Consider the following 10,493-nt stretch of genomic DNA (forward strand, 5'->3'; position numbering starts at 1 on the left):
ATCGGTCATTCGATCCAGTTTGGGGAGCGCCATGGCCCACTACCGCAGCGTCGGTGCCATCCCGCCGAAGCGCCACACCCAGCACCGCGACGCCGAGGGGCGGCTCTATCGCGAGGAGCTGATGGGGGAGGAGGGCTTCTCCTCGGACTCCTCGCTGCTCTACCACCGTGGCGTGCCGTCGGCGCTCACCGCGTCGGAGGTCTGGGAGCTGCCCAGCCAGGACCGCGAGCCCAACCACCCGCTCAAGCCGCGCCATCTGCGCCTGCACGACCTGGAGACCGGCACCGACGCGGTCACCGGCCGGCGCCAGATCCTGGGCAACGCGGACGTGCGGATCGCCTACGTCGTGACGGGGCTGAAGCCGTCGGCGCTCTATCGCAACGCGATCGGTGACGAGTGCGCGTTCGTGGAGCGCGGCTCGGGAGTCGTGGAGACGGTCTTCGGGGTGCTGCCCTATCGGGCGGGGGACTACGTGGTGATCCCGCGGGCGACGACGCACCGGTGGGTGCCGGCCGAGGAGTCCGCGCTCTACGTCGTGGAGGCCAACTCCCACATCGCGCCGCCGAAGCGCTACCTGTCGCGCTATGGGCAGCTGCTCGAGCACGCGCCGTACTGCGAGCGCGACCTGAGCGGCCCCACCGAGCCGCTGCTGACCGACGGCGAGGACGTCGAGGTGCTGGTCAAGCACCGCGTCGCCGGTCGCATCCTCGGGACCCGGATGACGTATGCGACGCACCCCTTCGACGTCGTCGGCTGGGACGGCTGCCTCTATCCGTGGACGCTCAACGTCGAGGACTTCGAGCCGATCACCGGGCGGATCCACCAGCCGCCGCCGGTGCACCAGGTGCTCGAGGGGCACAACTTCGTGATCTGCAACTTCGTGCCGCGCAAGGTCGACTATCACCCGCTCGCGATCCCGGTGCCCTACTACCACTCCAACGTCGACTCCGACGAGGTGATGTTCTACGTCGCCGGCGACTACGAGGCGCGCAAGGGCTCCGGCATCGCCCGCGGTTCGATCTCGCTGCACCCCGGCGGTCACGCCCACGGCCCGCAGCCCTCGGCGATCGAGGGATCGCTCGGTGCGGAGGCGTTCGACGAGCTCGCGGTCATGGTCGACACGTTCGCCCCGCTGGAGCTGGGCGAGGGTGGGCTGGCCTGCGAGGATCCGGCGTATGCGTGGACGTGGGCGGCTGACCCAGGACCTTCGTGATGACGGTTGAGTCGTCGAACGCGGTCCATGAGTTCGAGGCCGAGATCTGGCTGTCGGACTCGGTCGACGCCTGGGCGTTCGTGACCGTGCCCGAGGAGATCGGCGAGGAGATCCGGATGGAGTCCGGCCCGCCGACCGGCTTCGGGTCGGTGCGGGTCGAGGTGACGATGGGTACGTCGACGTGGCGGACGTCGGTCTTCCCCGACAAGGTGTCGCTGCGCGTGACCTGAGAGCTCTTAGGAGCTGACCTCAAAAGCGCTGACGGCGTCGGGGTCAATGCTGGTGATCAGGCTGTCGTTGAAGACTCTGGTCTGGTCCTCGAGGAAGGTCCTCGTGGGAGGCGAGGTGCTCGGCTTGTGCTCCCGCGTCCAGGGTCTCGTTGATCATGTCGACCTGTGTGATGTCGGGACTGATCCAATTCAAGCGGCCCCCGTCCTCGGTAGCGACCTTGAAAGTGGGCTCGTCGTATCCGATGAAGGTGAACTCCGCACACCGTCTCGGTGCTTCCAGGTGGGCACTTTCCGGAGGCTTTCGCGCACTTGTCCTCATCTGAGAGGCCTTGGACGCTCGACCGGAGCAGTGCGACCTCCTGGCTGCGCTCGACTGCGCTGATCACGTGCGAGTCGTTGCGCTCGAAGCCGACCCCGAAGGGAAGTCGCCAGCCCAGATCGTGGAGCTCCTCAGCGCACCGACTCCATAAGGAAGGCGAGGAGCAGCGACATCAGACGCATTGCCGGACCGGTTATCCGTCGTGTCATGAGCTCGAAGCCTCCTGAATCGTGACGCCGTTGACTAGAGCTTCAGTGCGTCGCAGGAGAGTGGCAGATCCACTGCCACGCCGTCTCCTAGGCGAGGGCACTCGCTCCGGGAATCGGTATCCCGCCCAGTTTCCAACGGGCCGCGCCGACCGGTTCTCGCTGCCTCGACCTCTTGGGTTTGCGTCAGGGCGGAGCTGACGCCCCTCGGGGGATGGGCAGGCGTCCGGTCAACGTCAGCAGATGGGTGCCCATGGTTGCGTGCACCTCGCCGCCGCTGCCAAACGCCCAGTCGGTATCGGTGGCCACGAAGCGGATGCCGCGCGGGGGCTTCCAGCGCCGGATCGGAGCGGGGGTGCCCAGCACGCGGTCGGCGGCCGCGGCGGCCGCGTCCGGCGGGATCGGGTGGTCGACGCCAAGCGGGCGGGCGATGTCCTGGTTGTGCACCAGGATGTCGATCAGCGGCTCGAGGTCGGTGATGAACGCGACGCGTCGACGCGAGCCAAGGAAGCTGCGCAGCCTGGCCACGATCTCCTCGGGGGTCAGCGGGCTGCGAATCGCCGTGTCCCGGACCAGTACGTCGTACCGGAAACCCGCGCGAAGCATCGGCCACAGCAGGTTGCGCACCGGTGTCTGGGCGAACGTGAGGTGCGCGCCGACGTCGCGCACGGTCCATCCCGCGCAGAGGCTCGGCTGCTGCCAGTCCGCGGCGGGGAGCGACTCCAAGAAGTCGGCCATCCAGGCCCGTTCTGAGTCGATGTGCCACCACACGGTGTCGCTGTCCACGGTGGGTCACCTCTCCACAACTAGACAGGTTTTCTGTCTAAAATGGCACGGTGACCAATCCTCGTCAACGCCAAGAGCTGGGGATCCTCCTCTTCGTCGCCAACCGCGCGCTGGAGCAGCGGGCGTTCGACGCTGTCGTGGCCGCTGGCATCACCGACATCACGCTGGCGCAGGCCCGCATCGCGGCGCGCATTGCTCCAGACGGTTCGCGGGTCTCCGACCTCGCCGAGCAGGCCCGGGTCACCAAGCAGAGCGCAGCGTCGCTGGTCGAGCAGTTGGAGAAGGCCGAGTACGTCGAGCGGGTGCCCGATCCCACCGACGGTCGCGCCCGCCTGGTCCGCCTGACTCCCCGACTGCAGCGGGTTGCCGAGGTGGCGGACGCGGAGGTCGCACGAGTGCTCGCCGAGTGGGCGGACCACGTCGGGGAGGACCGGCTTCATCAGCTGCACGAGATCCTGGGCGACCTGCGCGGGATCACCGACCCGTGGTGGCACTCGTGAGTGCCCTCCCTTCGACCGGAGGTCGACCACGCGATTCGACGTGACCACCCACGCCCCACAGACACCGCAGTACCCCACGTCAACACCCGTTTGGGGTATTGCTCGCCCCAGGTCCCGGTGGAAGCATTGTCGGCGCCTTGGCGCCCTGCCTCAGTGACGATCGCGGTGTCAGAGAGCCCGACTTTCATAACGCGCCCGCGCGGGCGCCCACGTCCCCCGGGCCGTCGGTCCAGGTGAGTCGCACTCGCAACTCCATCCCACTTCTGGGAGCGCAAGCATGTGCCCTATCGAATCCCCGAGCACGACGAGCACGTCCGCAAGCCTGCTTCAGGACAGCAACGGCCGCCCCTCCGAGGAGCTGGTCAACCAGGCCGCGTCTGCGCGCGGTTTCGGATCACCACACCGACCGGCGCGCGGGCACGGCTACGAGCAGCGGGGTCTCGCCTACCTGCCGGTCTCGCAGCTGTTCGAGGGCCGGTTCGGACGGATGTTCCGGCTCCCACCCTTCGTCCCGCCCAAGCAGCGCATCGATGCAATCGCCGCTGCCATGACGGAGGGCAGCACCGGTGGCGATGCAACGCAGAACAACCCCACCATCCCCGCGGGCTACACCTACCTCGGCCAGTTCATCGATCACGACCTGACCTTCGATCCCGTCTCCAGCCTGACACGCCAGAACGACCCGGATGCTCTGACCAACTTCAGGTCCCCATGCTTCGACCTCGACTCCGTCTATGGCCGGGGACCGAACGATGACGCCTACATGTACGACAAGCGCCCCGGCTTCGAGGACATGTTGCTCGTCGACCAGCATGACAACGAGGACGATCTGCCCCGCAACTCTCAAGGCACCGCCCTGATCGGCGACCCGCGCAATGACGAGAACACGTTCGTCAGCCAGCTGCAGCTGACGATGCTGAAGTTCCACAACAAGATGGTCGAGCGTGTCCGCGACGAGCCCGGTCTCCGCCGAGGCAGCGAAAGCGTCTTCGAGACCGCCCAGCGAGTGGTCCGTTGGCACTACCAGTGGATCGTCATCCACGACTTCCTGCGGCGCACGGTCGGCCAGGAGATGCTCGACGAGGTCTTCGACGAGACAGCCGTCGTTCCGACGGTGAGGCTGGAGTACTACCGACCGAGATCCGCTGCTCCGTACATGCCGGTCGAGTTCGCTGTCGCTGCCTATCGCTTCGGCCACTCCCAGGTCCGCGGCCGGTACTCGCTGAACACCCTGGTCCAGAACCTTCCGACGTTCCTTCCCGGAGCCACCACCGACCCGGCGCTCGCGCTGCAGCAGTTCGGGGGGTTCCGCATCCTGCCCCCCTTCTGGACGATCGAGTGGCGACGGTTCTTCGAGGTCGACGGAGCCGGCGACGGGGAGCTTCAGCTCACTCGGCTCATCGACACCAAACTGGCCAACCCGCTGGCCGACCTACCGGCCGAGATCGGAGGCAACCGGCCCTCGCTGATCGACCGCAACCTGACCCGCGGCGCGCGACTGGCCCTGCCGTCCGGACAGGACGTCGCGGCCGTGATGGGCATCCCCCCGCTCACCGATGCGGAGCTCGAACTCCCCGACGGCGGACCGGCGCCGCTGTGGTACTACATCTTGCGCGAGGCGCGGGTGCGCGCCGGGGGCCACCATCTCGGGCCGGTGGGCGGGCGCATTGTGGCTGAGGTCTTCCTCGGTCTCCTCGCGAAGGATCCCTCGTCCTACCTGCGAAATGACCCGACCTGGACGCCGTTCGTGGAGTCGGCGACCGACAGCTTCTCGATGCCCGACCTGATCAAGGCATCCGGGCACGGACTGGAGGTCACCGACCTGCCCGGCCGCTAGCCGGGAACCGGTCCCGAGGCGTGGTGACCCAGGTCACCGCAACGCCGGCCGCGTGCCGGACAGTTGAGGGTGTGAACCTCGACGACGCCGCCTCCGTGCGGCAGCTGCGGCAAGAGCTGCGCGACGGCGACCCGGACGCCTTCGCCTCGCTCTTCCGTGACCATGCCAGCCTGGTCCACCGGGTGGCGGCGAGGCTGTGCGGTGACGGGTCGCTCGCCGAGGACGTGGTGGGCGAGACGTTCCTCGCGGCGTGGCGGAACCGGACCGCCATCGGCGACTCCGACGACCCGCTGGGCCCCTGGCTGCTGGCCATCGCAACACGCCAGTCGCTGAACGCGACGCGCAGCCGTTGGCGCCAGGTGCGGTTGGTCGCTCGCCAGGGGCATCGCCTCGAGGTCTCCACCCCCGACATCGCCGAGGGCGTCTCGTCACGACTCGACGACGCCGCCCAGCTGCGGCGTACCCAGCTGGCCCTCGATCGGCTGGCCGACAAGGAGGTCGAGGTCCTGGCCCTGTGCGTGTGGTCCGGTGTCAGCACCCGCGAGGCAGCTCTCGCGCTGGGCGTGGCCGAGGGCACGATCCGCTCGCGACTCTCCCGGGCGCGAGCCAGGCTGCGCACCTTGACCACTGACTCCTCGACCGCCCCGCCGCGCGCCGCCGGCGCGGTCCCTACCGTCTCCCAGGAGCCTTGCCATGCCCATCACCGATGACTCCGCGCACGACCAGCTGCTCCGCGACCTGCGAGACCTCGCTCCGCCACCCTCCACGGCACCGCTCGACGTGCGATCCCGTGACCGGCTGGAGTCCGAGTTGCTGGCCGCGATCGAGAACGCCTCGATCGTTCGGCGCAGCACGCGCGAGGCACTGGGCAGCTGGGGGCCGGCAGCCCTGGTCGCTGCCTGCCTCGCCGCGGTCGTCGGGCTCGGCGTGATGGCGCTGCCGCCGTCGGCACCGGGAGGCGGGCAGACCGCCCTGCCGGTCCTCGCCGAGACCGCCGCCGTCCGCGCCCTGGACGGCCTCGCCTCCGCGGCCCTGACCACCGAGGTGCCCACCGTCGCGGAGGACCAGTTCGTCTATGTCCGCAGCACCGTCGTCACCAACGAGGGTGCCCTCGGCGGCGACGTCACGCTCGGAGCGCCGCACGAGCGGGAGATCTGGCTGTCGCAGGCCAGTGAGACCGCCGACTTGGGACTGATCCGCGAGCACGGCCAGGACTGGCCGTTCAGCAGCGGGTACGTCGCGCCGGCCGGCCCCGATCGCCCGACGTACCGATGGCTGTCGTCGCTGCCCGCGGATCCCGACGCCCTCATCGCGGAGATCGCCAGCCAGCAGCACCTCGAGTCCGCGGTCTCCGCGGACCAGTACACCTTCGAGCGGATCGGCGACATCATCTCCGAGGGGCTCGTCCCTCCGGACCTGTCCGGCGCGTTGTTCCAGGCGCTCACCAAGATCTCCGGCGTCGAGCACACCGGGCACGCCGAGGACGCCGTCGGGCGTCGTGGGTTCGGAATCTCCCGCACCGACGAGCTCTCCGGTGTCACCTCGATGTGGGTCTTCCGCCCCGGCTCGCCGGTGCCGCTCGGCACTCGGTGGTACCTGCCCGGCGACGGCGACGGCGACGGCGACGGCGACGGCGACGGCGACGGCGGGCCGGGCGTGCTGTTCGGCGCGACCGCGGTGCTCGAGCGCGGGGTCGCGGACCGGGTCGGTGCCCGACCCGGTGACGACGCGGAGATCGAGCGATCCGCCCGGGAGGCTGCGACCGCAGGTGCATGATCCCCTGACGACTCGAGTCGCGCTACTGACCGAGGTCAGCAGCGCCGTCGTGCCTCGACTGAGCGAGCCGAGTCCATGCGAACCCAGCGAGCCCTAGAAGCACAGGCCAGAGGGCAAGGCGCTCGAAGGCGCCAGCCGCCGGTCCATCCCCAGCCAGCACAAACGCCACGGCGGCGAGGCCGGTGACGCCTCCCAAGATCACGAGGGCCCCCGCCAGCCGTGGCCGCTCATCTCGGAGTCGCGTGCCGACAGCGACCAGAGCGATCGGCTGAGCGACGAACAGCGGCGCCGCGGCGACCGCATGCAGGGCGGCGTCCTGGTCGAGCGGCGCGAGACCGGTGGCGATGGAGCTCAGCCCGGAGACCACCAGCAGTCCGGTGACCCACGCGCCCAGAGGCCGGGCGAGCAGGAGAGCGCCGACCACCAGCAGCGCCCCGAACGCCATCAAGGCACTGTTCATCAGCTCGTGACGCGGTGAGCACTGGATTGCAGAGCACCCGATCTCCCCGAGCTGGCTCACCGAGTCAGCGACCAGGCTGTATCCGCCGGTGGCTGCCGAAGCGACGACGAGCTCGACTGCGATGTAGGCCGGCCGGAGCATCAGGGCGAGCGCCCCCCAGCGCTCGTACGCTGCGGTCGCGACCCGTTCCTGCCGTCGTCGTGGAGTGGGGGTCATCAGAGCGCTGTCCGTCCGAGGTTCTGCTCCGCCCTCCTGAGCAGCAGCCCCCGCTCGCTCTCGTTCCTGCTGCGCCCGGCCGCCTCGGCGAACGCCTCGCTCGCCTCCGCATGCAGCCCCGCCCGCTCCAGCAGATCTCCCCGCACGCTCGGGATCAGCGGGGAGTCGCCCAGCGCCCCGGAGTCCACTCGATCGAGCACGGCCAGCCCCGCCCCGGGCCCGGACGCTCGCCCGTGCGCCACCGCCCGGTTCACCTCGACGACCGGTCCCGGCGCGGCGTCGGACAACACGTCGTACAACGCTGCGATCCGGCGCCAGTCCGTGTCCTGGGCGCGCTCCGCGCGGGCGTGTTGGGCGGCGACCGAGGCTTGCAGGAAGTACTTCCCGATCGGCGTCCCGCGCGCGGCGAGCCGCTCTGCCTCCTGCAGGGCGGCGAGCCCGCGCCGGATCAGCGCCTGGTCCCAGGACGTCCGGTCCTGCGCCTCGAGCAGCACCGGCGCGCCGTCGTCGTCCAGCCGGGCGGCCGTTCGTGACCCTTGGAGCTCCAGCAGGCCTTGGAGTCCGAGCACCTCGGGCTCGTCGGGCGCGAGCGCGGCCAGCATCCGCGCGAGTCGGATCGCCTCGTGGGACAGGTCGGGGCGCATCCAGTCCTTGCCGGAGGTGGCGGTGTAGCCCTCGTTGAAGATCAGGTAGATCACGGCCATGACGTCGTCGAGGCGCTCGGTCCGCTCCGCTCCGGTGGGCAGCTCGAAGTCGACGTCTGCCTCGGCGAGCGTCCTCTTGGCCCGCGAGATCCGCTGCCCCATCGCGGACTCGGCGACCAGGAACCCGCGGGCGATCTCGGCCGTGGTGAGCCCCCCGACCAGCCGCAGCGTCAGCGCCGCGCGGGACTCGCTGGTCAGCGCGGGGTGACAGGTCAGGAAGACGAGGCGCAGGACGTCGTCCTCGATGTGGTCGACCTGTGCGTCGAGGTCGGGCATCGCGTCCTCCTCTCCCCGGCCGCTCTGCCCGAGCTCCGCGACCTTGCGCCGCAGCACGTCGGCGCGCCGGAAGTGGTCGACGCCGCGTCGCTTGGCGGTGGTCATCAGCCAGGCGCCCGGGTTGGCTGGTACGCCGGACGCGGGCCACTGCTCGAGTGCGGCGACGAGCGCGTCCTGCGCCAGGTCCTCGGCGAGCCCGACGTCGCGCGTCATGCGCGTGAGGGCACCGACGAGGCGGGCCGACTCGGCCCGCCACGCCGCGACGATGACCTCTCGTGGATCATCCGCGGGGGTCTCGGCAGGCACGCAGCCAGCGTAGTGACCCCCTCGTCGACGCGACGCCCGCTCAGGCGTCCGGAGCCCCCGGGTCCTCGGAGATCTGGCGCAGGGTGGCGACCACGGTGACCTCGGGCCAGTGCTTCGCGTGCAGCTCGGCGAACTCCCGCTGGTCGGCCACAGCCTCCTCGAGCGTGTCGTACTGCAGCAGCGACCAGCCGCCGACGATCTCCTTGGCCTCGGCGTACGGCCCGTCGACCCGGCTGACCTCGCCCTTGCGGACCACGAAGTTCACGGCGTCCTCGGTGCCGTAGAGGCCACCTCCGTCGAGGAACACACCCTTGGCGGCCCGCTCTTCGATGTAGCCGCCCATCGCCTCGAACAGCGACTGCGGCGGCATCCCGATGCCCTCTTCCATCCTCACGAATCCCATGAAACGCGGCATGTCGATCACTCCTGTCGGTAGCTGAGGATTGCCTCTCGCACACACGTCGAACGGTGGCCACGTCCTTCGACATGCGATCTCGAGTCATTTCCGAAGGCCGCAGTCGGAGGACAATCGACCTGACGGAACCACGCCTGCTCGGTAGCGTGCAACGCATGCCCATCAAGCTCGAGAACGTCGGGATCGCCGTCCGCGACCTCGAGGCGACGATCGCCTTCTTCACCGACCTGGGGCTCACCGTCCTGGGCCGCGACACGGTCAGCGGCGAGTGGGCCGACACCGCCGTCGGTCTCAACGGCAACCACGCCAAGATCGCCATGCTTCAGACGCCGGACGGCAATGGCCGCCTGGAGCTCTTCGAGTACCTCCACCCCGAGGCGATCGAGACCGAGCCCACCCGGCCCCACGAGATCGGCATGCACCGCGTCGCCTTCTCCGTCGACGACATCGACGAGGCCCTCGCCATCGCCGCCCGGCACGGGTGCCACCCGCTGCGCGGCGTTGCGACCTACGAGGACGTCTACAAGCTGACCTACGTCCGCGGGCCCAGCGGCATCATCGTTATGCTCGCCCAGGAGCTGAACAAGGACTGAGCGCCGCATGGATGCGGAGACCAGCGTGGTGCCTGCGAACCAGCCCCGTGCGGGGACCTGCAGTCGGTCCTTGGCACGCGCGGAGTCGGCTCCCGCTGTCAGTGCCAGCGCCCTGATTGCGGTCATCCGGACTCACGTGTCACCAGTGGGCTGGGTGGCCCACCTGGCGGTTGACACGCAGCCGTGGGTTGAGCAGGTTGCATGGCCCCTCGTTGGTCGAGCAGGTCGCGCACCCCTCGGTGGTCGAGCAGGTTGCGCACCCCTCGGTGGTCGAGCAGGTCGCGCACCCCTCGCTGGTCGAGCAGGTTGCGCACCCCTCGGTGGTCGAGCAGGTCGCGCACCCCTCGCTGGTCGAGCAGGTTGCGCACCCCTCGGTGGTCGAGCAGGTTGCGCAGCAACCGACGTCGAGACCCCACCTGTAACCCGTCCCTGTGGACAGTTGGTGGGCCGCCAGAAAAACTTTCGAATGTTGTCCACAATTCGAGACCAGACCAGGTCAAACCGGGGGTCAATGTCGGTGCCACCTGTTTGAGTGATCTGCATGGCGATGATCCCGAACGGCCCCGACGACACCGGACCCGGTGCCGTCGGTGGTGCCGTGGGCGCGCTCGGTCTGGCCGACCATGCCTTGGCCGGGCTGGACTCTGTGCTGTGGG

Annotated in this window: 12 protein-coding genes; 8 read left to right on the plus strand and 4 right to left on the minus strand. The window is 69.5% G+C overall.

Features of this window, described 5'->3' with window-relative positions; all coding sequences use genetic code 11:
- The first annotated feature begins 31 nt into the window (after positions 1 to 31).
- On the plus strand, positions 32 to 1,213 hold the full coding sequence (locus tag ACYU7L_RS08105) for a homogentisate 1,2-dioxygenase domain-containing protein (protein ID WP_460794865.1): 1,182 nt from the start codon (positions 32 to 34) through the stop codon (positions 1,211 to 1,213).
- Positions 1,213 to 1,443 carry a DUF1905 domain-containing protein gene (locus ACYU7L_RS08110; protein WP_460794867.1) on the plus strand — a complete coding sequence of 77 codons (231 nt, stop codon included), beginning with the start codon at positions 1,213 to 1,215 and terminating at the stop codon, positions 1,441 to 1,443. Before ACYU7L_RS08105 ends, ACYU7L_RS08110 begins: the two co-directional genes overlap by 1 nt.
- Positions 1,444 to 2,154: 711 nt before the next feature.
- Here the strand turns inward: ACYU7L_RS08110 and ACYU7L_RS08115 are convergent.
- Complete coding sequence (locus tag ACYU7L_RS08115) at positions 2,155 to 2,754, minus strand: maleylpyruvate isomerase family mycothiol-dependent enzyme (RefSeq protein WP_460794869.1); 600 nt, start codon at positions 2,752 to 2,754, stop codon at positions 2,155 to 2,157.
- A 50-nt stretch (positions 2,755 to 2,804) separates the two neighbouring features.
- Between ACYU7L_RS08115 and ACYU7L_RS08120 the strand changes: the two genes are divergently transcribed.
- From ACYU7L_RS08120 to ACYU7L_RS08135, 4 genes are all read left to right on the plus strand, one after another.
- Complete coding sequence (locus ACYU7L_RS08120; RefSeq protein ID WP_460794871.1) at positions 2,805 to 3,254, plus strand: MarR family winged helix-turn-helix transcriptional regulator; 450 nt, start codon at positions 2,805 to 2,807, stop codon at positions 3,252 to 3,254.
- A 277-nt stretch (positions 3,255 to 3,531) separates the two neighbouring features.
- Positions 3,532 to 5,091, plus strand: coding sequence for a peroxidase family protein (locus ACYU7L_RS08125; protein WP_460794875.1), 1,560 nt, complete (start codon positions 3,532 to 3,534; stop codon positions 5,089 to 5,091).
- A gap of 71 nt (positions 5,092 to 5,162) precedes the next feature.
- Positions 5,163 to 5,801, plus strand: a complete 639-nt coding sequence (locus ACYU7L_RS08130; protein WP_460794877.1) for an RNA polymerase sigma factor — start codon at positions 5,163 to 5,165, stop codon at positions 5,799 to 5,801.
- On the plus strand, positions 5,785 to 6,867 hold the full coding sequence (locus ACYU7L_RS08135; protein WP_460794879.1) for a CU044_5270 family protein: 1,083 nt from the start codon (positions 5,785 to 5,787) through the stop codon (positions 6,865 to 6,867). Before ACYU7L_RS08130 ends, ACYU7L_RS08135 begins: the two co-directional genes overlap by 17 nt.
- 22 nt (positions 6,868 to 6,889) lie before the next feature.
- Here the strand turns inward: ACYU7L_RS08135 and ACYU7L_RS08140 are convergent, their stop codons facing one another.
- Genes ACYU7L_RS08140 through ACYU7L_RS08150 form a run of 3 tightly spaced genes read right to left on the minus strand, consistent with a single transcriptional unit; the run spans position 6,890 to position 9,217 of the window.
- Positions 6,890 to 7,543 (minus strand): DUF998 domain-containing protein, encoded by a 654-nt coding sequence (locus ACYU7L_RS08140; protein ID WP_460794881.1) that lies wholly within the window; start codon positions 7,541 to 7,543, stop codon positions 6,890 to 6,892.
- Positions 7,543 to 8,829: an RNA polymerase sigma factor gene (locus tag ACYU7L_RS08145; protein WP_460794883.1), complete on the minus strand. Its 1,287-nt coding sequence runs from the start codon at positions 8,827 to 8,829 to the stop codon at positions 7,543 to 7,545. The genes ACYU7L_RS08140 and ACYU7L_RS08145 overlap by 1 nt, the downstream gene beginning before the upstream one ends.
- 40 nt (positions 8,830 to 8,869) lie before the next feature.
- Positions 8,870 to 9,217 carry a YciI family protein gene (locus ACYU7L_RS08150; RefSeq protein ID WP_460796627.1) on the minus strand — a complete coding sequence of 116 codons (348 nt, stop codon included), beginning with the start codon at positions 9,215 to 9,217 and terminating at the stop codon, positions 8,870 to 8,872.
- A 182-nt stretch (positions 9,218 to 9,399) separates the two neighbouring features.
- Here ACYU7L_RS08150 and ACYU7L_RS08155 point away from each other — a divergent pair, with 182 nt between their 5' ends.
- Together ACYU7L_RS08155 and ACYU7L_RS08160 are read left to right on the plus strand one after the other, a co-directional pair.
- A complete protein-coding gene (locus ACYU7L_RS08155) occupies positions 9,400 to 9,837 on the plus strand; it encodes a VOC family protein (RefSeq protein WP_460794885.1) in 438 nt (145 codons plus the stop codon).
- Between the two features lie 188 nt (positions 9,838 to 10,025).
- The gene (locus ACYU7L_RS08160; RefSeq protein ID WP_460794887.1) at positions 10,026 to 10,259 is read left to right on the plus strand and encodes a hypothetical protein; all 234 of its coding nucleotides are present in this window, start codon (positions 10,026 to 10,028) and stop codon (positions 10,257 to 10,259) included.
- The last annotated feature ends 234 nt before the right edge of the window (positions 10,260 to 10,493 follow it).

Source organism: Nocardioides pacificus (assembly GCF_054775955.1).

Excerpts from the sequence above, each read along its gene's own strand:
- ACYU7L_RS08150 (WP_460796627.1), bottom strand. The coding sequence starts at position 9,217 with ATGGAAGAGGGCATCGGGATGCCGCCGCAGTCGCTGTTCGAGGCGATG.
- ACYU7L_RS08155 (WP_460794885.1), top strand. The coding sequence starts at position 9,400 with ATGCCCATCAAGCTCGAGAACGTCGGGATCGCCGTCCGCGACCTCGAG.
- ACYU7L_RS08140 (WP_460794881.1), bottom strand. The coding sequence starts at position 7,543 with ATGACCCCCACTCCACGACGACGGCAGGAACGGGTCGCGACCGCAGCG.
- ACYU7L_RS08125 (WP_460794875.1), top strand. The coding sequence starts at position 3,532 with ATGTGCCCTATCGAATCCCCGAGCACGACGAGCACGTCCGCAAGCCTG.
- ACYU7L_RS08135 (WP_460794879.1), top strand. The coding sequence starts at position 5,785 with ATGCCCATCACCGATGACTCCGCGCACGACCAGCTGCTCCGCGACCTG.
- ACYU7L_RS08110 (WP_460794867.1), top strand. The coding sequence starts at position 1,213 with ATGACGGTTGAGTCGTCGAACGCGGTCCATGAGTTCGAGGCCGAGATC.
- ACYU7L_RS08105 (WP_460794865.1), top strand. The coding sequence starts at position 32 with ATGGCCCACTACCGCAGCGTCGGTGCCATCCCGCCGAAGCGCCACACC.